The organism is Paenibacillus sp. FSL R7-0652, from assembly GCF_038595045.1.
Lineage (GTDB): Bacteria > Bacillota > Bacilli > Paenibacillales > Paenibacillaceae > Paenibacillus.
The window spans coordinates 1,465,510-1,488,901 of the sequence record NZ_CP152001.1; the positions used below are offsets into that span (position 1 = coordinate 1,465,510).

The 23,392-nt window shown below is 49.0% G+C and carries 23 protein-coding genes and 2 other annotated features; of the genes, 16 read left to right on the forward strand and 7 right to left on the reverse strand.

Going from position 1 to position 23,392, the window contains the following annotated elements; genetic code table 11:
• The first annotated feature begins 230 nt into the window (after window positions 1–230).
• Window positions 231–1,142: a YitT family protein gene (locus MKY97_RS06435; protein ID WP_342554656.1), complete on the forward strand. Its 912-nt coding sequence runs from the start codon at window positions 231–233 to the stop codon at window positions 1,140–1,142.
• 103 nt (window positions 1,143–1,245) lie between these two features.
• Here the strand turns inward: MKY97_RS06435 and ligD are convergent, their stop codons facing one another.
• The 5 genes from ligD to MKY97_RS06460 form a co-directional block, all read right to left on the reverse strand.
• Window positions 1,246–2,136, reverse strand: a complete 891-nt coding sequence (gene ligD / locus MKY97_RS06440; protein ID WP_342554657.1) for a non-homologous end-joining DNA ligase — start codon at window positions 2,134–2,136, stop codon at window positions 1,246–1,248.
• Window positions 2,137–2,216: 80 nt separating this feature from the next.
• A complete protein-coding gene (locus MKY97_RS06445) occupies window positions 2,217–3,167 on the reverse strand; it encodes a DNA ligase (protein ID WP_342554658.1) in 951 nt (316 codons plus the stop codon).
• Between the two features lie 64 nt (window positions 3,168–3,231).
• A complete protein-coding gene (locus MKY97_RS06450; protein ID WP_342554659.1) occupies window positions 3,232–4,329 on the reverse strand; it encodes an endospore germination permease in 1,098 nt (365 codons plus the stop codon).
• A 187-nt stretch (window positions 4,330–4,516) separates the two neighbouring features.
• Window positions 4,517–5,386 (reverse strand): VOC family protein, encoded by an 870-nt coding sequence (locus MKY97_RS06455; RefSeq protein ID WP_342556260.1) that lies wholly within the window; start codon window positions 5,384–5,386, stop codon window positions 4,517–4,519.
• Between the two features lie 296 nt (window positions 5,387–5,682).
• Window positions 5,683–6,594, reverse strand: a complete 912-nt coding sequence (locus MKY97_RS06460) for a Ku protein (protein WP_342554660.1) — start codon at window positions 6,592–6,594, stop codon at window positions 5,683–5,685.
• A 164-nt stretch (window positions 6,595–6,758) separates the two neighbouring features.
• Between MKY97_RS06460 and MKY97_RS06465 the strand changes: the two genes are divergently transcribed.
• The 7 genes from MKY97_RS06465 to MKY97_RS06495 all read left to right on the forward strand — a co-directional run bounded on the left by MKY97_RS06465 (window position 6,759) and on the right by MKY97_RS06495 (window position 13,241).
• Window positions 6,759–7,058, forward strand: coding sequence for a hypothetical protein (locus MKY97_RS06465; protein ID WP_342554661.1), 300 nt, complete (start codon window positions 6,759–6,761; stop codon window positions 7,056–7,058).
• Window positions 7,059–7,062: 4 nt separating this feature from the next.
• On the forward strand, window positions 7,063–7,239 hold the full coding sequence (locus MKY97_RS06470; protein ID WP_342556261.1) for an H-type small acid-soluble spore protein: 177 nt from the start codon (window positions 7,063–7,065) through the stop codon (window positions 7,237–7,239).
• A 245-nt stretch (window positions 7,240–7,484) separates the two neighbouring features.
• Window positions 7,485–7,970, forward strand: a complete 486-nt coding sequence (gene tsaE, locus MKY97_RS06475) for a tRNA (adenosine(37)-N6)-threonylcarbamoyltransferase complex ATPase subunit type 1 TsaE (protein WP_342554662.1) — start codon at window positions 7,485–7,487, stop codon at window positions 7,968–7,970.
• Window positions 7,971–8,032: 62 nt separating this feature from the next.
• Window positions 8,033–8,926 carry a tRNA (adenosine(37)-N6)-threonylcarbamoyltransferase complex dimerization subunit type 1 TsaB gene (gene tsaB / locus MKY97_RS06480; RefSeq protein ID WP_342556262.1) on the forward strand — a complete coding sequence of 298 codons (894 nt, stop codon included), beginning with the start codon at window positions 8,033–8,035 and terminating at the stop codon, window positions 8,924–8,926.
• A gap of 17 nt (window positions 8,927–8,943) precedes the next feature.
• Complete coding sequence (rimI, locus tag MKY97_RS06485) at window positions 8,944–9,465, forward strand: ribosomal protein S18-alanine N-acetyltransferase (RefSeq protein ID WP_342554663.1); 522 nt, start codon at window positions 8,944–8,946, stop codon at window positions 9,463–9,465.
• The gene (gene tsaD, locus MKY97_RS06490) at window positions 9,462–10,520 is read left to right on the forward strand and encodes a tRNA (adenosine(37)-N6)-threonylcarbamoyltransferase complex transferase subunit TsaD (protein WP_342554664.1); all 1,059 of its coding nucleotides are present in this window, start codon (window positions 9,462–9,464) and stop codon (window positions 10,518–10,520) included. The genes rimI and tsaD overlap by 4 nt, the downstream gene beginning before the upstream one ends.
• 149 nt (window positions 10,521–10,669) lie before the next feature.
• Window positions 10,670–11,019, forward strand: a binding site (T-box leader).
• A gap of 58 nt (window positions 11,020–11,077) precedes the next feature.
• Window positions 11,078–11,419: a binding site (T-box leader), on the forward strand.
• 268 nt (window positions 11,420–11,687) lie between these two features.
• Window positions 11,688–13,241, forward strand: a complete 1,554-nt coding sequence (locus MKY97_RS06495) for a 2-isopropylmalate synthase (protein ID WP_342554665.1) — start codon at window positions 11,688–11,690, stop codon at window positions 13,239–13,241.
• 572 nt (window positions 13,242–13,813) lie between these two features.
• Here MKY97_RS06495 and MKY97_RS06500 read toward each other — a convergent pair.
• Entirely contained in the window at window positions 13,814–15,775 is a 1,962-nt protein-coding gene (locus MKY97_RS06500) for an ABC-F family ATP-binding cassette domain-containing protein (protein WP_342554666.1), read from the reverse strand.
• Between the two features lie 278 nt (window positions 15,776–16,053).
• Between MKY97_RS06500 and MKY97_RS06505 the strand changes: the two genes are divergently transcribed.
• The 8 genes from MKY97_RS06505 (at window position 16,054) to MKY97_RS06540 (ending at window position 22,049) form a co-directional block, all read left to right on the forward strand.
• The gene (locus MKY97_RS06505) at window positions 16,054–16,692 is read left to right on the forward strand and encodes a 5-formyltetrahydrofolate cyclo-ligase (RefSeq protein ID WP_342554667.1); all 639 of its coding nucleotides are present in this window, start codon (window positions 16,054–16,056) and stop codon (window positions 16,690–16,692) included.
• A 16-nt stretch (window positions 16,693–16,708) separates the two neighbouring features.
• On the forward strand, window positions 16,709–17,212 hold the full coding sequence (gene moaC / locus MKY97_RS06510; RefSeq protein ID WP_342554668.1) for a cyclic pyranopterin monophosphate synthase MoaC: 504 nt from the start codon (window positions 16,709–16,711) through the stop codon (window positions 17,210–17,212).
• 37 nt (window positions 17,213–17,249) lie between these two features.
• The gene (locus MKY97_RS06515) at window positions 17,250–17,735 is read left to right on the forward strand and encodes a MogA/MoaB family molybdenum cofactor biosynthesis protein (RefSeq protein ID WP_342554669.1); all 486 of its coding nucleotides are present in this window, start codon (window positions 17,250–17,252) and stop codon (window positions 17,733–17,735) included.
• A 246-nt stretch (window positions 17,736–17,981) separates the two neighbouring features.
• Window positions 17,982–18,230, forward strand: a complete 249-nt coding sequence (gene tatA, locus MKY97_RS06520; protein ID WP_342554670.1) for a twin-arginine translocase TatA/TatE family subunit — start codon at window positions 17,982–17,984, stop codon at window positions 18,228–18,230.
• Window positions 18,231–18,307: 77 nt separating this feature from the next.
• Complete coding sequence (gene tatC, locus MKY97_RS06525; protein WP_342554671.1) at window positions 18,308–19,090, forward strand: twin-arginine translocase subunit TatC; 783 nt, start codon at window positions 18,308–18,310, stop codon at window positions 19,088–19,090.
• 589 nt (window positions 19,091–19,679) lie between these two features.
• Window positions 19,680–19,961: a co-chaperone GroES gene (gene groES, locus MKY97_RS06530; RefSeq protein WP_090918205.1), complete on the forward strand. Its 282-nt coding sequence runs from the start codon at window positions 19,680–19,682 to the stop codon at window positions 19,959–19,961.
• Between the two features lie 73 nt (window positions 19,962–20,034).
• On the forward strand, window positions 20,035–21,666 hold the full coding sequence (groL, locus tag MKY97_RS06535) for a chaperonin GroEL (RefSeq protein WP_342554672.1): 1,632 nt from the start codon (window positions 20,035–20,037) through the stop codon (window positions 21,664–21,666).
• A 146-nt stretch (window positions 21,667–21,812) separates the two neighbouring features.
• Complete coding sequence (locus MKY97_RS06540; RefSeq protein WP_342554673.1) at window positions 21,813–22,049, forward strand: hypothetical protein; 237 nt, start codon at window positions 21,813–21,815, stop codon at window positions 22,047–22,049.
• Window positions 22,050–22,320: 271 nt separating this feature from the next.
• Here the strand turns inward: MKY97_RS06540 and MKY97_RS06545 are convergent, their stop codons facing one another.
• The gene (locus tag MKY97_RS06545; protein WP_342554674.1) at window positions 22,321–23,151 is read right to left on the reverse strand and encodes a hypothetical protein; all 831 of its coding nucleotides are present in this window, start codon (window positions 23,149–23,151) and stop codon (window positions 22,321–22,323) included.
• Between the last annotated feature and the right edge of the window lie 241 nt (window positions 23,152–23,392).

Below are 23,392 nucleotides of genomic sequence, written 5' to 3' on the forward strand. Positions count from 1 at the left end.
GGAGTCTGGGGAAACAGGCTCCCTTTTGCTCTCTTTTGGAAGTGTGATCCGGCAAGCAGTATATCTTGAATCTATTTTATATCGCCTTTAGATGCCCGTTTAATGTTGGGTTAAAGTACATGCAGAATAAAGCTTGGCTCGTTTTTTCTACATGCATCTTCCCCGTGGAGTTATTTAATGGATATATAAAATGGATTCACATTCTGATTTAACTTAACGGGGGGGATACCATGTCCAATGTAACGGTGAAAGAACTAACGGCCAAACAAGCTGACCGGGGCGTCAAAAGCTCGGTGTTTACGCTGAAGTTACTGCAGCGTATTGTAATGATCCTGATCGGTGCCGCGCTGATGGCTGTATCACTTGAAGTGTTCCTGGTGCCGAATGGCGTTATCGACGGCGGGATCACGGGGATTTCAATTATGGTTTCGGAGCTCACGCATCTGCCGCTGGGGATATTCCTGACTTTGCTCAATTTGCCTTTTCTGATCCTTGGATACAAGCAGATCGGTAAGACCTTTGCATTATCAACGCTGCTGGGCATTGTTGTGATGTCCATTGGTACATCTCTACTGCACAAAGTTCCGGCGCTTACACCAGGCGAACCGCTGCTCGGTGCTGTATTCGGCGGCTTAATTCTGGGTGTGGGGGTAGGTCTGGTCATTCGTTCCGGTGGTTCACTGGACGGTACAGAGATTGTTGCCATTCTGTTTAGTGAGAAGTCTCCGCTGTCAGTAGGGCAGATTGTTTTGATCATTAACGTATTTATCTTTGCGGGTGCAGGTTTCGTATTCGGCTGGCCGAATGCCCTTTATTCGATGATTGCTTATTACATCGCTATGAAGATGATTGATATCGTGAACGAGGGGCTTGATCAGTCCAAGTCGGTCTGGATCATCAGTGAGAAGTATCGCGATATCGGTTCCGCTTTGACAGATCGTCTCGGTCGTGGTGTAACGTATCTGGACGGAGAAGGCGGATTCAGCGGAGATGAGAAAAAAATTATTTTTGTTGTGATTACCCGTCTGGAAGAAGCGAAGCTGAAGTCTATTGTAGAGGATTGGGACCCGCAGGCATTCGTAGCAATCGGTAACATTCACGATGTTAAGGGTGGACGTTTCAAGAAAAAAGGTATCCACTAGCCGCTTCTATTTCGGAGCATGCTGCAGGATGAGATAATGAAGGAAACATCCTGCACGAATTGTGCAGAAAAAATAGCCGATTCCCTGGTTCACAGGGGATCGGCTATTTTTTCTGCAAATGTTTCAGAATCAGCTCGATTGGCTGCGGAGGAACCGCTGCAATCAGATCGCCGACGTCATTCAACCGTTCGATAATATTCATCAGGTGATAATCCTGAATGGAGACATTTCGGCGGACCTCATCCCAAGTCAGGGGGGTGGAGACAGTGCCGCCTGGTTTGGCGCGAGGCGTATAGGGAGAGGCCAGCGTTTTGCCGCCATAATGCTGGAGATAATCAAAGTAAATTCGATCACCCCTATCTTTTTTCAGCCGCTCCAGTGTAAACAGTTCAGGATGTTTTTGCGTGACATATTTGCCTACAAAATGACCGATATCCCGCAGTTCATCAAATGTCACACCACGGGTAACCGGCACAATGATCTGCACACCCGTGGCCCCGGACGTTTTGGGAACCGATTGCAATCCAAGAGAGGATAACGTTTCGCCTACAATCAAGGCAGCCTGCATAATCCGCGGCTCATGTTCCATTGAAGGATCGAGATCGATCATCCATTCACATGGAAGTGTGCTGTTAATGGCATGCAGCGAAGGGTGAAACTCAAGTGCCGCAAGATTGCCAAGCCAGAGCAGCTCCGGCAGTCCGTTCATAACAACGTAACGGATGCCCTCGTGATCGTGTGTATGAACAAAATCAGGCACAGGTTCGGGCGCATTTTTCTGATAAAAGAACGTTCCGCCTGCACCATGAGGGTAACGAATCGTTGTCAGAAGTCGATTACGGGTGTAGGTCAGCAGGTAAGGCGCAAGTGCGGCCAGCTTTTGCAAATAAATGGCTTTGGTTATGCCTGCTTCAGGCCATAAGGGCTTGTCTGGATTGGTGACGGTGAGTTCCACACCTTCGATTGTGATGGAACCTTTGATTTTATGCGGCATAGGGCAGAGCACCTCCTGTGTATGTAACTCTTGGTTAAACGTATGAAAGGAGTGAAATGGTTTATCCGCGAGATAGACTTTTACTGTTCAAGTTGGCTTATCGGACAATCTTCAGGTTTCACATCAGCGAAAGTCTGGATGCTGGGGTGACGCAGTGTCTGATGGTGAGTCAGTTCCATATACTGCACTTTAAGGCCGATGCGTGGTGTTACCCATGTGGTCTCCGCGCTGCGTTCAGGAATGTTATGGAATGGCCTTTCATTTACAATAAGCGGCTCAACTTGTGCAGTGAGTTCACGCCAGCGATTGATGTTTAATTTCCCTGTCCCGACATGACCGATATAAATAAAATGAGGTCCGTCATATACGCCGATCGCAACAGCATTGACGATACCGCTTCGATAGGTAACTCCCCCAATCATGCCATAGAGGTCATGCATGATTTTGACCTTCTGCCAGCGCGCATCTTTACCTCCGATCCCGTAGGTACTGGAAAGATCTTTACAGACGATGCCTTCCATCTGGTGCTGTCTCATCACCGTAAGCAGAGCGGATGCATCTCGTGAGTTGGTCACTTCCTGTACATGATCGCTGGTTTGCAGCACCTTGTGCAGCAGCTGCTGGCGAACTTCGAGCGCTTGGTCAGTGATCCATTTCCCCTCATAAAAAAGAATATCAAATACCATATAAGTAACCGGTATCTGCTGAACGGCATGGGCGATACCACCCGGTTTGCTCATCCGGTCCCGGCGCAGTACATGGTAAAAGGAGGGGCGTCCCGTGTCCGGGTCCAGCGCGATAATCTCTCCGTCCAGAATGTAAGAAGAGCCGGCACACAGATTACGCGGTTGTACCAGTTCGGGATACTGGGCTGTCCGGTCATGTAATCTGCGATTGACCAGCCGCAGCTCCTGTCCGTTCTCGTAAGCCAGCATGCGCACGCCGTCCCACTTGATTTGGGCAGTCCACTGTGAGCCTGCAGGCAGGGTGTCGCGGGAGATGGGTTCGAACGGAATAACGGGTTTGAACATGGGTGACTCCTTTCCTTAAGCCAGCGCTGGAATAATAAAGGTACACATAAACGGGCGAAGGCAGTCATTGTTTTTGCATACGATGTCTCAAGTGGTGAATCAGAATCAGCAGCAGCGGCAGGAAGATGCCGCAGGTTAAATCCCAATCGATCCAGTAGGGGATGACAAATTTAAGGTAAAAAGTTTCATTCGGAGCCACCAGTATGGAACAGGCTAAAATGAGAAGTGAGGCGGGCAGTATCAGAATCCGGTAACTGGATAATCGAAACAGGTGAGCCATGCCGAGTGCAAAACTGTAGAAAAAGAGAACGCTTTTGAAAAACACAGCGATAACCCAGACGGAGGCCATGAAAGCTTCAATCCGCTGTACAAAGTTGCCGATGTTAATCAATCGAGATACGCTAAACGATGCAAACCAGTGATGCTGTGTCATGAATGGTCCCAAAACCAGCAGACATATACTTAGTGTTAGCGTTAACAGTAATCCGCCAATCATACCCATGAGTAAAAAGTCTCTTTTCAGATGGGGACTCCGCTCGGTGTAAGGTAAAAGCATCATGAAAATACATAGTTCACAGTACGGATATGTAAGTACAGCAATAAAGCCCTTGAAAGGGGCGAGAAAACCTTGAGCGAGAACGGGCTTGATGTTATCCAGTTCTGCTTTGGGCAGCAGACACAAAGTAAGAATAATCAGAAACAGCACAATTAGAGGTAAGAAAGCTTCGGCGGTCCTGCCGATATTCACGAGTCCTGATTTTAATCCCCAGGCCAGTGCACAGATAAATACCAGATGCAGCACCCATAGTGGAGAACTGGTCAGAATTTCGGTGGCCATGAAGTCGCCGATTTCCCGGATAAAGGTGGATGTGCTGATCAGAAAGTAAAATAAATAAAACAGGCTGACTACAGCCCCGATCCATGGCCCCAGGATGCGAAGTATATGTTCAATCAGATTCAGCCGCGGATTCAGGTTGTACACAGCGAACAGGATTAGAAGTACCCCCAGCCCACCGCCCACTCCAAGTAAGGAGGAAATCCAGGCATCCTGCTGTGCATAAGACGTAATCATCGAGGGGAAGACCAGAATCTGCTCCCCGATCGTACAAAGGAACATGAGCGAAGCGAGCTGCCTGACGGTCAAACGTCCCTTTTCAATCATTGGAATAAAACTCCTTCATCTGGCGTTGTTTGGGTAGGGTTAGGATGTGCCAACATTTCGGGTTTTATGAAAACATATCAAAAAGCCTGAACAGCATGTTCTTCAGATAAAGCTGCGAAGAGACATTTGTCAGGCATTTTTGCACTACCGAGTTCATTATAACTTGCTTGGTGAAGTAGAGATTTATTTATGCTTTTGCGATCATACGGATCCGAATGTTTTGCGGGTCTGCCGCATAGTATGCCTTGTCATCTTGAATCACTTCAACACCCGATTGGCGCAAACGTGCAGCAGCCTGTTCGACTTCGTCCGAATGAGCATACACAATGGTAAAATAGTCGATCCCCGTACCATTGGCAGGATTGACCGGAGCGTTAACGCCCGCCCAGATGTTCAGCCCGATATGATGATGGTAACCGCCTGCAGACACGAACAACGCGGACATATTGGCAAAGTTACCTACAACATCAAATCCGAGGATATCCGAATAGAAGCTCCGGGCTTCTTCCAGACTGCGAACGTGAAAGTGAACATGACCAATAACGGTGCCGGCGGGCAGACCCTTCCAGGTTTCATTTTCCGAAATATCAAATAAGCTCTGTACATCGACTGGATCACTGGCCATAACATAATTGTTATCCGCATCGCGTTTCCAGGTGTCCCGAGGGCGGTCGGCGTAAATTTCAATCCCGTTTAAATCGGGGTCAGAGATATAAAAGGCTTCACTTACCAAATGATCTCCTTGACCAATCTCGATACCGGATGCGGCCAGATTACGAACGGCAAGTCCAAGTGATTTGCGGTCAGGAAGCAAAATGGCAAAGTGGTACAAACCTGTATGGGAACGCTCAGGCAGAGTGATGCTGCCGCTGACCTCTTCGAGGCGAAGAAGTACGTTCTTTCCGTCCGCAGTCATCGAAGCCATGTGATCTTCGCGCTCCAGCAATTTTAGACCGACAACGTCTGAATAGAATTGAATAGAGCGGTCCAGATCGCTGATTTTAAGACTAACCTCACCCAGATGGGTTGTCGCTGGAATTTGATAAGGGGTGTTCATCATGATTTCCTCCTAGTAATGTGTATAAGATAAGTATTGAATAACAAATGAAAGAACGCCGGGATCAAGGGAGATGATGAGTATTGAAAAACAATAAGAGTAAACTCACTTTAAAAATATAAACAAGTTACTTTTCGTAATTAAGTATAAAATATTTATCTTTATTCGTCAATGTCTTATAACCGAAAGAACCTGAGAAGTGCTGTTCCTTGAATTTTGAGTATTGAATCGACTATTTACCTTTGAATTTCAAGAAACAGCTTCTCAGATCGTTACATCAGCTCTTCCCAGAGGGGTTAAGCTTTTGGCTTGGCTGGGGCCTTTTTGCGTTTGGGTGCAGCAGTAACATCGGTTTCTCCTCCGGCGGCAGCCTGAGCAGTTGTTTTTCGTGGAGCACGCTTTTTTGGTTTGGCCGTAGATGTGCCCGGATCGGCAGGAATCGGTTTAACCGCTTCAATACTGGCCTGCAGCGCTGCCATGAGATCCATCACATTGGCTTCCGGTTTGGCTGGTGCAATTTTAATTTCCTCACCTGCTACTTTGTGCTGAATAAGATCGAGCAGCTTCGCCCGGTAGTCATCTGTGTATTTACCAGGATCAAACGGGGTGGAGAGCTGATCGATCAACAGCTTGGCCATCGTGAGTTCCTTTTCATTCACATTCTGAATTTCAGGAAGGTTAGGGACTTGAGACACCGGGCGAATCTCATCAGGGTAAAAGATCGTTTCCATCGATAAACAGTCATCCAGTACACGAATGGCGGCTAGACTGCTTTTAGAACGGATGGAGATTTTGGCGATTCCGATTTTACCCGTATCCCGCATGGCGTTCATAAGCAGTTGATAGGCGTTTCCGCCAGCCTGATCGGGAGAGAGGTAATAGGTTTTTTGGAAGTAGATCGGGTCAATCTCGGTTAAATCTACAAAATCCAGAATGGTAATGGTTTTGCTGGCGGACTCGTTTAACGCCTCGAGTTCTTCTTTTTCAAACAAAACAAATTTACCCTTCTCATATTCGTAACCTTTGGTGATCTCTTCCCATTTCACTTCAACCTCACAGGAGGGACACTGACGTACATAAGCGAGCGGACTTCCGCAGACATTGTGGATATAACGCATGGAGATATCCTTGTCCTCTGTAGCGGAGAACATTTTGACGGGCACATGCACGAGGCCGAAACTGATGGCGCCTTTCCAGACGGTATGCATGGGGGCGGCTCCTTTCGAAATTTCTTTTTTATAATAGTATGGGCAGCTGTAATGAGGGATAATCGTAAATCCGCTGATTACATGGTTTCGCAGGGGCAGTGTAATGGACTGAATGGTTCTGTAAGAGTCGGGGATGATAACAGAAACAACAGGGGAGGTGCCAAATGAAGAACAGGCGGGACGAGGAAGAGGCGCACAAGCATACGTTCACACCCTATCCTCTGGAGGATGCCGAAAGTGCAGAAGAGTTTTATACCCCCGCATCGGCTGTAAATTGGGAAGCAGTTACTTCGGAGAAGCTGCCGCTGGATCGTGAATCATTTATGCTGGACATCGATCGTATGGTCAATGAAGGTTTAGGCGGCGGTCAGGTTACGGAGGACAACGGCTATATTGGGGATAGTACGACAGATACGATGGTTCAGGAAACCCATAACGAAGACCCGGAAGGAGATTACGAATAACATGATGGATGCGAAGCGGGCAAAAGCAATATATGAATCCAAAGATACGATTGCAGTCATGCTTGAAGGGGAGCCTGTCTGGATTGAGAATGTAGATGAAGCTAACGGTATGGCGACCGTACAGGTTGGCAGCAGACCTGGCAATACACAGACAGTCCGTGTGGATCGTCTGGAGGAATAGCAGGTAGGGCCTATTGGTGATTGATGAAGAGGAGAAGGGGAATTCCAGCTGTTCATGGATTCACAAATCCGGTACCTAAAGGTGCCGGTTTATTTGTTTTGATTTTATCCACGATCGTCCATCAAGATGGTTATGAAGTCTAGGGCTTCCAGCTTGTTCCTTCAATGTTGCGGGCGAGGAAAGGGACCGATATAATAAGGGTCAAAGTGAACTCAGGCGGGGAACCGTCAAAGGTGGGGCGTATATTGAATCAGACGCATGAGCAGTGGGTGTATCCATCCCGCAGCATTGCAGATACAGAAGCGCTTGCGTCCGCACTCGCGGTGCGGGCACAGGCCGGAATGGTCATTGCGCTGGATGGCAATTTGGGCGCAGGCAAAACAGCATTTTCACAGAAGTTTGCCTGGCATTTGGGTGTGAGAGATGTCGTGAGCAGTCCGACGTTCACACTGATCAAGGAATACGAAGGGCGATTGCCGCTGTATCACATGGATGTGTACCGTATTTCGCTGGAAGAAGCGGACGAGCTGGGGCTTGAGGAGTATTTTTACGGTGATGGTGTCAGTTTGGTAGAGTGGTCCAGCATCATTCCCGAGCTGCTGCCGCAGGAGCATCTTCATGTGCAGATCGAGACGACAGGTCTTGAAGAGCGAACGATAACGCTGGATGGGTATGGTGAGGTGTATGCTGAGCTGTGCCGACAGTTCAGACAGAATGGAGTCTTGGGATGACAAAAGAGCTGCAAAACAAGAGTGTGATGGAAGAACTGCAAAATAAGAAGATGATCAAGGATATGGAAAATAAAAGTATAATCAAGGATTCGCAAGAAAAGGATCTGATCGAACCTTTGCAAGAAAAGCCGCGTCAGCGGTTTTTGGTGTTGGATACATCTACCGCGGTGATGGCCGCAGCGGTGATGGAAGAACGATCACTGCTGGAGGAGCGCAATGAACGAGCTGAACGTAACCACTCGGTGCACGTTGTGCCTGTAATGGAGCAGCTGCTGGCCGCCAGCAGTACCGAGCCGGGCCAGCTCAGCGGGATCGCCGTCGGCATTGGGCCAGGATCGTACACGGGCATCCGCATCGCGGTGACCGCGGCGAAGACGCTGGCCTGGGCATGGGACATCCCCGTTGCGGGGGTGTCCAGCCTTCAGGCCATCGCCTGGGGCGGCTGGCACAGCGGCCTCGCCGCCAAGGCGATGGCTGCGGCAGACGATACCGCAGCCGGGTCTGGCGGAACGCCATCCGCGGACCAGGGCGGCACGAGTGCCGCCCCTGTCCACTGGATCGTTCCGCTCGTGGATGCGCGGCGCGGTCAAGCCTATACCGCGCTGTTCGCCTCCGCCGGCGGCGATGCGCCCCGCCGGCTGGCGCCGGATGCCATCCGTCAAATGGACGGATGGCTGGAAGAGCTCGCCGCCCGCATAGCGGAGGCGGCGCCGGAAGAGCGGCCCGCTGCCGTCTGGATCGTCGGCGAGACGGGCCAGCATGCGGAGGCAGCGGCAGCGCTTCGCTGTCCCGCAGGAACGGCGCTTCAGCTCGTACCATATGAGCTGGAAGGCCGCTGGATTGGGCGCCTCGGCGCTGAAGCGCTGCTGGCAGGTCAGCGCGACGACGTACATGCTTTGGTGCCAAACTACACCCAGCTGTCCGAAGCGGAAGCGAACCTGCTGCGCAAAGGCTGAAGGGAGAGGGAGAGCGGATGGACAACGCAGCGAAAGAAGGACAGGAAACCATGTTTCAGTTCAGACTCATGACGGTAGCGGATATTCCGGATGTGATGGAGATTGAGCATGAGGCATTTACCCTCCCTTGGACGGAAGAGGCTTTTCATAATGAATTGAAGCATAATCATTTTGCAAAATATATGGTCATGGAGTTAGACGGTACAGCCATTGGGTATGCGGGCATGTGGACGATTATGGACGAAGCTCACATTACCAATATTGCGGTAAGAAAAGCATACCAAGGCCGCAAGCTGGGCGAGAAGCTGCTGGACGAGCTGATGAAAACAGCGGCTTATCTCGGCATGGAGCGAATGACGCTGGAGGTCAGGGTGTCCAATATCGTAGCCCAGAATTTGTATCAGAAAAAAGGGTTTGAATCGGCAGGTCTGCGCAAAGGGTACTACTCCGATAACGGAGAGGATGCAATGATCATGTGGGCGGCACTGCCGCCTGTGAGCCGGAGCGGCGAAGAGGAAGGAAGCGTACTGGATTCATGAACGATTTTATAGATAATCAAAGTTATGCCCCGTCCTATATTCTGGCGGTAGAGACAAGCTGTGATGAAACATCGGTAGCCGTTGTCAAAGACGGGCGGGAAGTGCTGTCCAATCTGATCTCTAGTCAGATCGAAACACATAAAGCGTTCGGTGGAGTTGTACCGGAGGTGGCTTCGCGTAAGCACGTCGAAGTCATCACTCTGATGCTGGAGCAGGCGATTGAACAGTCGGGCATTCGTCCACGTGATCTGAGCGCGATCGCAGTCACCCAGGGACCTGGATTGGTCGGCGCACTGTTGGTGGGCATCGTAGCTGCCAAAACGCTGGCGATGGCGCTGGGCAAACCACTAATCGGCACCCACCATATTGCCGGGCATATTTATGCAAACCGCCTTGTGCGTGAACTGCAGTATCCGGCAATGGCCCTTGTCGTATCGGGGGGGCACACAGAGCTTGTGCATCTGGAGTCCGAAGGCAAATTCAAGCTGATTGGCCGCACACGAGACGATGCGGTTGGTGAGGCGTACGACAAAGTTGCCCGCGCCCTAGGGTGCCCTTATCCGGGCGGGCCGCATGTAGACCGGATGGCGTCCGAAGCGGAGGACGTTGTTCCGCTGCCGCGAGTATGGCTTGAAGCAGGGTCCTATGATTTCAGTCTTAGCGGGCTGAAATCGGCGGTATTGAATGCGCTGAATCAGGCTAAAATGCGCGGCGAAACACTGGAGCCGTCTGCGGTGGCACGTGGTTTTCAGGAAGCTGTCGTGGAGGTGCTGGTTGAAAAAGCGGTACGAGCTGTCCGGGAATACGGCTCACGGCAGCTGCTCCTGTGCGGCGGAGTTGCGGCTAATCGCGGCTTGCGGACGGCCCTGCAGGAACGCTGTGCGAAGGAAGGGCTGGAACTCGTTATTCCGCCGATGGAATACTGCACAGATAATGCAGCCATGATTGGTGCGGCAGCGCATCTGAAATGGATTCGCGGCGAAGGGACTGATTTTGACGCGAAGGCTGATCCCGGGCTTTCTCTGGAAGCCTGGTCGGTACAGGCTGAAGCCTGATGATTTTGCAGGAGCAAAGCGCATTCTGAAAAGAGATTATTTAGCTTTGGATTGAATGTCTGACAGCAGACGGTGAGAAGGTAGTTGACAGCAGGTTGTGAAGATTGTATATTAGTTACAAATTTAAACAGGAGTTATCTCCTGAACCGATAAACGCAATGAACAGGAACAGTAAGGTCACTCCCGGTCATTAGAGAGTTGCGGGATGGTGCAACGCAGCCGAAGGAAACCTGAAACTCACCTGGAAGCGGAACGATGGAACGCTGTTGTTTGCAGAGCCGAAGGCTGAAGCAACCCGGCAGTATATTGTTACGGCTGGCCTCCGTGAACGGGCGTTGTTATCGATTTACTTCAGATTAGAGCGGGGATACATTGACGATACCTGAGTCTAACCGAAAGATCGATGAACAATACTGAGGGGACTTTCAACCCGTTATTTATACAGGATGGGAGTCAACAAGAGTGGTACCGCGAAGGTGAACAGCCTGTCGTCTCTTGCATTTATGCAGGAGAGGGCAGGCTTTTTTGATTTTGGACGACAAATGTGAACATATCAAACAAATGTAATGAACGGGAGCAGTAGAACGGCAAAGGTGCTCAGAGAGCTGCGGGGTGGTGCGACGCAGCGGCCGGAAACGTTTGAATCTCGCCCGGGAACAGAGTTTTGGAAACATGGGATCTGATTAACCACTGCCTTGGAGGCGGCATCTCATGTGTACAAAGCAACGGTTAACCCCCGTTACAGGGTGTTTCTCTTGGATTCATTGACTGGCTTCACGCAGACGGCTGCGCAGTTCAATGCATTTATGGAGAACACGAGGTGGATGGTGTCAGCGCAGGGCTGAGGCTGTCAAGCGAGAGTGGTACCGCGGAGGGGAGAATAACCCGCCGTCTCTTAGATGAGATGGCGGGTTATTTGTATTTGCTGCCGGCAGCAGGGTGGGCAAAAGAAACAACCATATGGGATGCGGCATCAAGTCAACATCAGAATCAGGTCAGAGTGTAAGTCGACGTACACTTTGAATCATTACCTTGAACATAACTTTTTACAACCCCAAACATATAACAACGAAGTGAGCTGAGAGAAGTATTTCACCCGTGTTTTCAGCGATATGACTATGAAGAAACGTGCACAATAACCCGAAATTTAATGGAGGCTGATTTACGATGACAACTAACTCGAATAAACGAATGATTGAAATTTTTGATACGACGCTGCGTGATGGAGAGCAGGCACCGGGAGCCAGTCTGCAGCCTGAGCAGAAAATAGAACTGGCTCATCAGCTGGCTTCGCTTGGTATTGACGTCATCGAGCCTGGATTCCCGATCTCCAGTCCAGGAGAATTCGCGGCGGTTCAGGCGATTTCAAGGCAGCTGCAGCAGGTAGAAATTTGCGGGTTTGCACGTGCAGTCAAAGGGGATATTGACGCAGCAGTGAAAGCGACGCAGGATGCCGCGAGGCGCCGGATTCACCTGTTTATCTCTTCGTCGGATATTCATATCGAGCATCAGCTTCGTCGTCCACGGAGTGAGGTCGTCGCAACTGCCCGGGAGATGGTCGCCTATGCACGCCAGTTTACAGATACGGTTGAGTTCACGGCGATGGATGCTGCGCGTACCAAGATGGATGATCTGATCGAAATGGTCGAAACGGCCATTGAAGCTGGGGCAAGTATTATCAATCTTCCGGATACGGTTGGCTATGCGCTGCCGCATGAATATGGAGAGATGTTCCGGCGAGTGCGCGAAGGAGCAAGAGGCGGCGATCGGGTTCGCTATAGTGCACACTGTCACAATGATTTGGGGCTTGCGGTTGCGAACAGTCTGGCTGCCATTGCAAACGGAGCTTCACAGATTGAAGTGACGATTAATGGAATTGGCGAGCGGACGGGGAATTGTGCGCTGGAGGAGCTGATTATGGCATTGGAGACACGTGGTGATGTTATCGGAGCCGCAACCAACATCAAGCTGAATCAGCTGTATGAAACATCCCGCCAGATCAGCCGGGCTATGCATTTTCCGATTGCATATAACAAGCCGGTGGTTGGACGCAATGCCTTCCAGCACGAGTCAGGCATCCATCAGGATGGTCTGCTGAAGAATCGTAATACGTATGAGATTATGGACCCGGAAGCACTGGGCATTCCGCGGAGCATGATTATTTTGGGGAAACACTCCGGCCGACACGCCCTGAAGGATCGGGTACGCAAATACGGTTTTGAACCGGATGAGCAGCAGATGGAACAGCTGTACGAAGTGTTCAAAGTCACCGCGGATCAACAAAAAGTGGTGAGTGATGACCAGCTGCTGCAGATGGTGAGCCAAACGATGAACATCCCGGCTCAGGATTATGAATTGGTTGAGCTGCAGGTGACCGCGGGAAGTATGACAGACCGCATGGCGGCGGTACGTATTCGAACCAGTGCAGGGGAACATTCTTACTCTGCTGTAGGCGGAGGTCCTGTAGACGCGACGATTCAGGCGATTGGGCAGTGTATTTCGGACGATATTACGTTTGTAGACATGGAGATGCATGCCTTGAGCGGTGGAGAAGCAGCCAGTGCGGAAGCGGTGGTGACGGTAGAGCGTGCCGGACGAGAATTCCGGGGAACTGCTACACATCATGATATCGTCATGGCAGCAGGTTTGGCTTACGTTGCGGCGTGTAATGCAGCAGGCCTGAAAGTCGAATCTGCGGAAGATGAAGAAGTATTAGCTTAAGCGCGAAATAACTGTGCAGTATTCGAATCTGTCAAGGTGTTATTATAGTTATCCACATATCCAGTGTAAAATGTGGGTAACTAAGGCAAAGCCCTGTAAGTCATGTTTTCGAAACATACAGCTTATAGGGGATATAATGTGCCTCATTTACCCACAACATTGTGGATAATGTGGATAAAATGGTGGATAATTATGGCTTTTTTAAAGAAACCTTATTCTACCAACGTTTAATTACTTGAAATGGGCTGAGAAGGAATGCCTGCTCTTGTGGATAAAAACGGTGTACAACCTGGAAAATTATTTTGCGAAATTCGATTGAATTTGACAATTGTGAAAACATGATTTCAGGATCTCTGGCGAGTCGACAGATTTCTGATCTTACCATTCTTAACATCTAAATTTCTATATAGTCACCCGAGAGTTTATGGGGGTATACGAAAAGGGGCACACCGTTACCATGTTAACGGTGTGCCCCTTTTACATGAATTTAATATATGAATGTTCAACAGGACTTACCCCGTTCACATACCCTGAGTGATATTGTTATTCGTAACCAGGATTACGATCGCGGTCTAGCCCATAGCCAGTGCTTCCCATTCCTCATAAGCCTTGGCAAGCTGGGATTTGTGCTCTTCGGAGGTCTGCTGAAGCTCCTGAAGCTTCATATAGTCCTGATAAACTTCGGGCAAAGCCATCTGTTCCTCCAGTGAGGTAATCTCTGCCTCCAGCTCGGAAATCTGCTGTTCCAGAGCTTCCTGTCTGCGCTGTCTGTTCCGTTCCTCGCGCTTGGCTTGTTTGTCTGCCTCGAAGGAAGCTGCACCGGATTTCTCGGAAGCTTGCGGACTCGTCTTTGCGGCTGATGAAGCTGATTTTGACGTTGACTGGCGAGCTTCGGCGGCTTCGCGCGCAATCTCTTCCAGCTCCTGCTTTTTCTCCACGTAATCATCATAGTTGCCCAGATAGTGCTCTGTACCTTCAGGATGAAGTTCAACGATACGTTCTGCCATTTTATTCAGGAAATAACGGTCATGGGAGATAAAGAGGAGTGTTCCCTCGTAATCCATTAACGCGGCTTCCAGCACTTCTTTGGCGAAGAGATCAAGATGGTTCGTCGGTTCGTCGAGAATCAGCACATTGGCTTCCTTCAACATAAGCTTGGACAGAGACACACGCGCTTTCTCTCCACCGCTCAGTGAGGATATTTTTTTGAGCACATCGTCACCGCTGAACAAAAAGTTACCCAGTACGGTACGGATGCGTGCTTCTTCCATGCCTGGGTAGGCACTCCAAAGTTCCTCCAGTACGGTATTGGACGGATTAAGTCCGGTCTGTTCCTGGTCATAATAACCGATCTGTACTTTGGTGCCCCACTGAATGTCGCCCTGCGCAGGGCGAAGACTTCCGGTAAGGCATTTCAGCATCGTTGATTTCCCGATCCCGTTAGGTCCGATCAGTGCAACCGTCTCGCCGCGCCGCAGATCAAAGGATACATTGCGGAACAGCGGTGGACCTTCATCATATGCAGCCGACAGCTGATCTACGCGAAGCACTTCCTTGCCGGACATGACAGCCGTTTCGAATGAAAAATGGGCTTTCTTCAGATCACCGAGCGGTTTGTCGAGACGATCCATCTTCTCCAGCGCTTTGCGGCGGCTCTGTGCACGCTTCGTAGTCGAAGCGCGCACGATATTTTTTTGCACAAAGTCTTCCATCTTTGCGATCTCGCCCTGCTGTTTCTCGTACTGCTTCATCTGACTTTCATATTCGGCAGCCTTCAGTTCCATATAACGGCTGTAATTCCCTGTATATTTCTTGGAGCGATGACGCTCGATTTCGACGATCGTTGTGACAAGCCTGTCCAGGAAGTACCGGTCATGCGATACAACCAGCAGGGCGCCTGAGTAACCTCTCAGGTAATCCTCAAGCCACGTCAGTGTGGCAATGTCCAGATAGTTTGTCGGCTCGTCCAGCATGAGCAGGTCGGGAGCTTGCAGCAGAATGCGAGCTAATGCGAGTCTGGTCTTCTGTCCGCCGCTGAGTGTACCGATCGGGGTATCGGGTGAAAATTCACCGAAGCCCATTCCGTGCAGGACACTGCGAATGCGCGTTTCCATCTCGTAGCCGCCATGATCCTTGAACCAGTCCGAGCGTCTTGCATAACGTTCCAGCAGGTCGGCATACTGTTTCTCATCCTCCATCAGGGCAGGATCGGCAATATCATGTTCCATCTGTCTGAGTTCTGCTTCGGTTTGGGTGAGATGTGAGAAGACATGCATCATCTCTTCCCAGATGCTGCGGTCGGACTGCAGGCCGCTGTTCTGTGCGAGGTAACCGAGCGTTGTTTCTTTGGATTTGAAGATTTGTCCGCCGTCATAGGACATCTCGCCAGCTATAATTTTGAGCAGTGTTGATTTACCTGCACCATTAACACCAACCAGGCCGATACGCTCACGTTCTAATATTTGTAAGTTCACGCCGTCCAGGATCGGATCGACACCAAAACGTTTAATAATTCCGGATACTTGCAGCAGCATAGAATGAAGTTCCTCCATAGGTCGAGTTCTTGTATTAAACACTTACCTTTCAGTTTACATGAAATACAGAGCAAATGCACCGATTGGGAACAGCCCCGGCTTGTAGTCTTTTTGTTCAATCAATGATAAACTGAAAGAAGACATGTTATTACATGACGATTTTGCAGAAAATGAATCATTTGAACCTGATCATCCAGATGACATCTTGTCTTAACATATAAATGCAGTGGAATGAATTCTTTTTTACCTTCCAGATCAACAGGAGGTTTGGCGGCATTATGCAGGATCATGCGGAACAGAAGAAGCAGCTTCGATCCCGGCTCAGACAGCTGCGCGAACGGCTGGACGAACAGATGCGTCAGCAAGCTCTCATTCAGATGAATGGCGGATTGAAGCGTGAACTGGACTGCCTGCGGCTGAGCAAAAACAGGCAGCGGCGTGAACCGCTGGTTATTTTCAGCTATCTGTCCTACGGCAGTGAGGCATCTACCGTTTTTCTTTTTGAAGAGGGATGGAAACAGGGGGATGTTATGCTTGCGCCTAAAGTGCTCGCTGATCCGCCCCGCATGGAACTGCGTAAAGTGACGGGGACTCAGGATATTGAACCGGGCATATGGGGCATACCTGAACCTAAGGGCTCTTGTGACGTACTGCATCCCGAGGACTGGCCAGAACTGGATCTTGTGCTTGTACCGGGACTGGGTTATGACCTCCAGGGAGGGCGTATTGGATACGGCGGCGGTTATTATGACCGATTTGCGGAGTGTCTGGAGAAGCAGTGTGCGGAACAAGGCAAAAGACCTCTTATGGCAGCTCTGGTAATGCCTGGGCAGCTGGTGCCCGATATTCCGATGGACCCGCTTGATCTGCGGCTGGATCTGTTGATAACACCCGAAGGTATATTACATATCGAATAAAAGGGTTGTGATGTGATTGAACTCGGAAATAAACCGTGATCATGCTTCCAGCGGGAAGCTGACTCATTTTAACGAGCAGGGGCGGGCTCGAATGGTGGATATTTCAGGTAAGGATGTTACGGTGCGTACCGCTTCGGCTGTAACCAAAGTAACGATGAACCCGGAGACACTGGAAGCGATCCGCCAAGGTCGTATTGGCAAAGGGGATGTGCTCGCGGTTGCTCAAGTTGCGGGCATCCAGGGAGCGAAGAAAACGTCCGACTGGATTCCCATGTGTCATCCGCTTGCACTGAATGGTGTGGATATTCGTTTTCATGATAACGGAGTGGATGAGCTTCATATTGAAGTAACAGTCAAGACAGAGGGCAAGACAGGTGTCGAGATGGAGGCGCTCACGGCCGCTTCGGCGGCGGCACTGACGGTCTATGACATGTGCAAGGCAATGCAAAAGGATATGATCATCGGTCCAACGATGCTGCAGTCCAAAAGCGGCGGTAAAAACGGTGATTATAACCGGTAACGGATATTTATTTTCATAGAGGAGAAGGGTGATCTTTATGGTGTGGAGAACAGCAATCCTGACAGCCAGTGACAAAGGGGCCCGTGGAGAACGAGAGGATACGAGTGCGCAAGTCATACGGGAACTGGTAGAAGAAGAACTGGGTGGTCAGATCGTGGAGTATCGGATCGTTCCTGACGAACCCGATGAGATTATTGCAGCTTTGATCGAGATGACCGATTATTTTCATGCTGACCTCGTATTGACGACAGGAGGCACGGAACTGGCAATTCGGGATATTACGCCTGAGGCGACAAGGCGTGTCATTGAACGGGAAGTTCCCGGAATGGCGGAAGCCATGAGATTCAGTGTGATGAGCAAAAACCGTTCAGCGATGTTATTCCGCGGAGTATGCGGTATTCGCGGGCGTACATTGATCGTGAATCTGCCGGGTACACCAAAAGGCGTACATGAGCATCTGGCAGCCATCATGGATCAGCTTCCAGAGGCGCTCCTGATGGTAACCGGCCAATTCAACCAGTAAGCTGAAGATGTGCTCGTGGATGAACTAGAATGGTGTAGATCCCATAAAGGATAAACCTTTCCTTTGTTAAAAGGCCCTGTCCTCTAAGATTCGGCTGAGAGAAAATATGTGCTGTTATAACATTTTACGGGTATGTAAGTGGTTACATCTGTGGTATGATGGGCATAAATCCAAATGCACTCAGACAACTGTGAACATGACTTCGGATATGCGCATGTTGAACGCTTGAAACAAGGAGGAAGATCAATGTTAAGTTCGATTGGACCAACAGGATTTATTTTGCTGGCCGTCATTGCATTGCTGTTGTTTGGACCTAATAAGCTGCCGGAATTGGGACGGGCCGTCGGACGTACATTCCGGGAGTTTAAGGAAGGCGCGCGCGATATTATTTCGGACGATGATGCTTCGAGCCGTAAAGAGCAGGAAAAAGCAAAACCGGTGGCAGTAGAGACGACAACTGCTGACAAACCTGTGGATAAACGCCTGCCGGAATAATGTTATGGCATTGAAAGAGACATCCCTTCCTGCCGGAAGGGTTTTGTATTTTAAGCTGAATTCCAGGGGAGGCAGGCATGACGCAGCAGAATGAAGAAATGACGCTTTCGGAACATCTGAGTGAGCTGCGTAAGCGGCTGATCTATGTATTGAGCATATTTATTCTGGGACTCATCGCAGGGTTCTTTGTGGCAGACCCGGTATATCGTTATCTGACCAAGGCGGAGTCGGCCAAAGGTTTCGTACTGCATGCCTTCTCTTTCTGGGACGGTATAGGCATCTATATGAAGATAGCCGGACTTTTCTCGATAATTATTACACTGCCTTTTACAGTCTATCAAATCTGGAAGTTTGTAAGCCCGGGTCTGCGGCCTCAGGAGCGTAAGGCATCCTTGAGATATGTGCCTTATGTATTTCTGCTGTTCCTGGTCGGTGTAGCGTTCTCATATTATGTTGTCTTTCCGATGGCACTTGCGTTTACAACAATGATTACGGAAAAAATGGGGCTTGTCGAAACCTACGGCATGAAGCAGTACTTCAGTTTTCTATTTGGCATTGTGCTGCCGGTGTCACTGCTGTTTGAGCTGCCTCTGCTCATTATGTTCCTGACAGGGCTTCGGATTCTGAATCCGATTCGTCTGCGCAAAATGCGCAGAGTGGCCTACTTTGTACTCATCTTTATCGCGGTGGTTATTACGCCGCCGGATTTAATATCCGACCTGCTTGTCATGATTCCGCTGCTGCTGTTATATGAGATCAGCGTGTTTTTATCAGGAATGGTATATCGCAAGCAGCTTGCGGCTGACCAGGAGATTGAAGCCCGTTATATTCGGGCAGATGATAACCAGCATGTAGGATAGAATAGTGAGGGAGTTTGAAATACAGTCGTTTGTTTCTCCTCTGCATCAGCATCATAATCTGCTGGAGGCGCTGGAACAATCATGGTCTGTTATATCTATAGAGGCTAGAGGCACCGGATTCATCTTCATGGTGCTTAAGGATATTCAGCAGCTTGAGAAAAAAATATCAAGGTACGGGTGAATGAAGAATTCACTCGGTTGAAGGCCCGGAGAAGACGTTATGTGCTGCTCCGGGTCTTTTGGTTCAGATCAAAAAGAGAGCAGAACTGGACATGCAGGCATATTATGCCGGTCAATGGATACAATGGAGAAGGGGATTCGGGCTGCAGTTTGCATGTGGGCGAGCGAATCACGTAAAATAAAAAGCGTATGAATGTCACATTCATCCAGCTGTATCAGGCATGATTGGAATCTGTTGGTGTAAATTCAACGTAAATTCTCGCAAAAATTCATCAAAAAGACTTGAAATCATGCTTCAAGTTGAGTATCATAAAGTTGGTTGTTAGCACTAAACACAGTCGAGTGCTAATACATATGGCTGCAGCCTACAAATGCAAGGCTATATAATTTCAAAAGGAGGCTATTTTTCATGATCAGACCTTTAGGTGAACGCGTATTGGTAGAACCACTGGAGCAAGAGCAAACGACTTCTTTCGGGATCGTACTTCCGGACTCCGCCAAAGAAAAACCGCAAGAGGGTAAAATCATTGCAGTTGGTGCGGGCGCATTGAAAGACGGCGTACGTGTAGCTCTGGAAGTGAAAGAAGGAGACCGCGTTATTTTCTCCAAATATGCCGGTACAGAAATCAAATTCGAAGGTAAAGAATATTTGATTATGAAAGAGAGCGACATTCACGCGATTCTCGACTAATTTCAAATTTAATCGGTTAACCGAACCATATAGCAGTATCATTTTACACAATATACCAGGGAGGTTTTCTTAAATGGCTAAAGACATTAAATTCAGTGAAGACGCTCGTCGCTCCATGCTTCGTGGTGTGGATGCATTGGCTAACGCAGTGAAAGTAACCCTCGGACCAAAAGGCCGCAACGTGGTTCTGGAGAAAAAATTCGGAAGCCCGCTCATCACGAATGACGGTGTAACGATTGCAAAAGAAATCGAACTGGAAGATGCATTCGAGAACATGGGTGCACAGCTGGTTAAAGAAGTAGCAACGAAAACTAACGATGTTGCCGGTGACGGTACAACAACTGCAACAGTACTTGCTCAAGCCCTCATCACTGAAGGTTTGAAAAACGTAACTGCAGGCGCTAGCCCAATCGGTATCCGTAAAGGGATCGACAAAGCGGTTAAAGCTGCGGTTGCTGAATTGCAATCCATCTCCAAACCGGTTGAAACCAAACAATCCATCGCACAAGTTGCAGCAATCTCTGCAGCTGACGAAGAAGTAGGCGAACTGATCGCTGAAGCTATGGAAAAAGTAGGTAAAGACGGCGTTATCACTGTAGAAGAATCCCGTGGATTCGCTACTGAGCTTGAAGTGGTTGAAGGTATGCAGTTCGACCGCGGATACATCTCTCCTTACATGATCACAGACACGGACAAAATGGAAGCTGTTTTGGACAATCCGTACATCTTGATCACAGACAAAAAAATCTCCAGCACGCAGGACATCCTGCCACTGCTTGAGAAAATCGTTCAACAAGGTAAACCGCTGGTATTGATCGCTGAAGATATCGAAGGCGAAGCACTGGCTATGCTGGTTGTGAACAAATTGCGTGGTACATTCAATGCTGTAGCTGTTAAAGCGCCAGGATTCGGTGACCGTCGTAAAGCAATGCTGCAGGATATCGCAGCTCTTACTGGTGGCCAATTGATTACGGAAGAACTGGGTCTGGACCTGAAATCCGCTGTTGTGGAACAACTGGGTACAGCTCGCCAAATCCGTGTAACAAAAGAAAACACAATCATCGTTGACGGTGCTGGTAACAAATCCGATATCGATGCACGTGTTAGCCAAATCCGTACACAATTGGAAGAAACAACTTCCGAGTTCGACAAAGAGAAACTGCAAGAGCGTCTGGCTAAATTGTCCGGCGGCGTAGCAGTAATCAAGGTCGGTGCGGCTACTGAAACTGAATTGAAAGAACGCAAACTGCGTATCGAAGATGCCCTGAACGCAACTCGCGCTGCGGTTGAAGAAGGTATCGTATCCGGTGGTGGTACTGCGCTTCTGAACGTATATCATGCTGTTGCTGGTGTAGCTTTGTCCGGTGACGAGCAGACAGGTGTAAACATTGTCCTGAAAGCTCTGGAAGCGCCAATCCGCACAATCGCGGCTAACGCTGGTGAAGAAGGTTCCGTCATCGTGGAACGTCTGAAAAAAGAGCAAGTTGGCGTAGGCTTCAACGCTGCGACTGGCGAGTGGGTTAACATGATCGAAGCAGGTATCGTTGACCCTGCGAAAGTAACGCGTTATGCACTGCAAAACGCTGCTTCCGTAGCAGCAATGTTCCTGACTACTGAAGCGGTTATCGCTGACAAGCCAGAACCTGCAGGCGCTGCTGGCGCTCCTGACATGGGCGGCATGGGCGGTATGGGCGGCATGATGTAATAAAGGTGTCAAAATCTTTGTTATGCCGACAGAGGAGGGCTCCCGAGAGGGAGCCTTTTTTCTTTTTAATGCAGCTTTAAACCTTCTTGGGCGTATGTAAGAGGATACAGAGATTGAAAACTTGAATAGAGTGAGGAGGGACAGCGATGAGAAAGAGTACAAAGTGGGTATTATGGATTGTGGGACTGATGCTGGCTGCAATATTTGTGAATTTTTATATGAACCTATTTACGTTTGCTTATGCGTTGATTGCCGTGCTTTTGATGTTTTTTACCGGGTGGGGATTTCTGGCCAAGTTGAAAAACGATGTATACCAGCATGAAGAGCTGCACAAAAGAAGGCATGATTCTGCGATGGAGGATATAGACGAGTACACCAGATAACTTCTCTAATGTGCAGCTAAGCGCTAACGAACTCCATAGACGCTATTTGGCGCTTTTAAAGTCGAATTAAAATGTAACGATTCCCAGAGACGTTATCTCTGACATTAGGTTGATTTCTTTGCGAAAACAGTGTTTTTTTAATAAATAGCGTTACTAGGAATCGTTAAAATGTGGAGTAGGTGTTCTCATCTTAAATAAGGTTTCTCAGAATCGTTAGCGCTTAAGGCAAAGCGCATGGAGTATATGACGTGAACACGAGAGTCCGTATGGATCAATTGGCGGCTGCAATTTCGAAAACAGAATGTTCGAGATCCGGAATAACAAACTCATATTCAAATCCACCGCGTACGGCTGCACCTTTGAATTCAGCTTGGTTCACGTCTCGGGTTAGCAGTCCCATCTCCTGCATGACATCTTGGGCATCATTGTATGTGTAGTCTTCATTCGTTGTAAGAATTAGCACGGCAATGGCAACTAACTGTAATCCACCCGTAGGTTCACCGGTGTTTCCCGTATGGAACAAAGTGACTTTGTGAATTTCTCCTGCTTTATCCAGCACACCAGCCAGGCGTAAGTTATCGTTGAAGACATATTCAAAAGGTGTGGTGCTGTTATCGGCAGAGGTGGTTGTATTCAAACGAGAGATGTTTAAGCCATTCAATCGGTATTTGCCCACTGCGCTGTTAAACCTGTTTTTGAACTCATCTGCAGTCATGCCGAGGCTGGAGTTATGCAGCTGCTCGGATGAAGACGAACCCGGCTGCGCCGAGGTGGGCTGCTCAGAGTTCTCCGCAGAAGATTGGTCTGGCCGCACTGAACTAGACGGATCGGGATATGTTGAAGGAAATGCATCTTTGGCTTTAACTGTGGTGCCTGATCCATTCAGCTTCATTTCGTTTTCCCCGGATTGCGAAGCATTGGAAGAAGGAACCGTCATCATTCCAATCAGGCCGATAATACTACATACCAAACTCACCGCCCCAAAGATGACCCATTTCACCCGTACCTGCTTATGTTTGCGCGTGGACAAAACAAAAAATAGGAGCAGACGAAAGAAAGCAATCGATCCCAAAATGAACAAAGCGGTGTACAGCAGCTTCATAACTTCACCCCATCATTTCATGGTCACATAAAAGTAAAATATTGCGGAGCCTTCTAACGGATCGGCATTGTACATATATCATAACACGTCATGAGAATTTATGATCATTGCTTCAGTGACACAGTACAAGCGAGCTGAAAAAATCCCTGCCAGCATCATGCCAGCAGGGATTTTTTTGATAGATGAGAGAAGTATGGGAATGAAGAAAAGCCTTCATGTTACAACATGTCTTCATACCCTA

What these genes read in the sequence shown, in the direction of transcription:
- rimI (WP_342554663.1), top strand. Translation starts at nt 8,944, where the DNA reads ATGGACAACGCAGCGAAAGAAGGACAGGAAACCATGTTTCAGTTCAGA.
- MKY97_RS06455 (WP_342556260.1), bottom strand. Translation starts at nt 5,386, where the DNA reads ATGAACACCCCTTATCAAATTCCAGCGACAACCCATCTGGGTGAGGTT.
- groES (WP_090918205.1), top strand. Translation starts at nt 19,680, where the DNA reads ATGATCAGACCTTTAGGTGAACGCGTATTGGTAGAACCACTGGAGCAA.
- MKY97_RS06540 (WP_342554673.1), top strand. Translation starts at nt 21,813, where the DNA reads ATGAGAAAGAGTACAAAGTGGGTATTATGGATTGTGGGACTGATGCTG.
- MKY97_RS06470 (WP_342556261.1), top strand. Translation starts at nt 7,063, where the DNA reads ATGGATGCGAAGCGGGCAAAAGCAATATATGAATCCAAAGATACGATT.
- MKY97_RS06500 (WP_342554666.1), bottom strand. Translation starts at nt 15,775, where the DNA reads ATGCTGCTGCAAGTATCCGGAATTATTAAACGTTTTGGTGTCGATCCG.
- MKY97_RS06445 (WP_342554658.1), bottom strand. Translation starts at nt 3,167, where the DNA reads ATGTTCAAACCCGTTATTCCGTTCGAACCCATCTCCCGCGACACCCTG.
- MKY97_RS06435 (WP_342554656.1), top strand. Translation starts at nt 231, where the DNA reads ATGTCCAATGTAACGGTGAAAGAACTAACGGCCAAACAAGCTGACCGG.
- MKY97_RS06505 (WP_342554667.1), top strand. Translation starts at nt 16,054, where the DNA reads ATGCAGGATCATGCGGAACAGAAGAAGCAGCTTCGATCCCGGCTCAGA.
- tatC (WP_342554671.1), top strand. Translation starts at nt 18,308, where the DNA reads ATGACGCAGCAGAATGAAGAAATGACGCTTTCGGAACATCTGAGTGAG.
- tsaD (WP_342554664.1), top strand. Translation starts at nt 9,462, where the DNA reads ATGAACGATTTTATAGATAATCAAAGTTATGCCCCGTCCTATATTCTG.
- MKY97_RS06495 (WP_342554665.1), top strand. Translation starts at nt 11,688, where the DNA reads ATGACAACTAACTCGAATAAACGAATGATTGAAATTTTTGATACGACG.
- MKY97_RS06545 (WP_342554674.1), bottom strand. Translation starts at nt 23,151, where the DNA reads ATGAAGCTGCTGTACACCGCTTTGTTCATTTTGGGATCGATTGCTTTC.
- tatA (WP_342554670.1), top strand. Translation starts at nt 17,982, where the DNA reads ATGTTAAGTTCGATTGGACCAACAGGATTTATTTTGCTGGCCGTCATT.
- ligD (WP_342554657.1), bottom strand. Translation starts at nt 2,136, where the DNA reads ATGCCGCATAAAATCAAAGGTTCCATCACAATCGAAGGTGTGGAACTC.
- groL (WP_342554672.1), top strand. Translation starts at nt 20,035, where the DNA reads ATGGCTAAAGACATTAAATTCAGTGAAGACGCTCGTCGCTCCATGCTT.
- MKY97_RS06465 (WP_342554661.1), top strand. Translation starts at nt 6,759, where the DNA reads ATGAAGAACAGGCGGGACGAGGAAGAGGCGCACAAGCATACGTTCACA.
- MKY97_RS06515 (WP_342554669.1), top strand. Translation starts at nt 17,250, where the DNA reads ATGGTGTGGAGAACAGCAATCCTGACAGCCAGTGACAAAGGGGCCCGT.
- MKY97_RS06460 (WP_342554660.1), bottom strand. Translation starts at nt 6,594, where the DNA reads ATGCATACCGTCTGGAAAGGCGCCATCAGTTTCGGCCTCGTGCATGTG.
- tsaB (WP_342556262.1), top strand. Translation starts at nt 8,033, where the DNA reads ATGGAAAATAAAAGTATAATCAAGGATTCGCAAGAAAAGGATCTGATC.
- MKY97_RS06450 (WP_342554659.1), bottom strand. Translation starts at nt 4,329, where the DNA reads ATGATTGAAAAGGGACGTTTGACCGTCAGGCAGCTCGCTTCGCTCATG.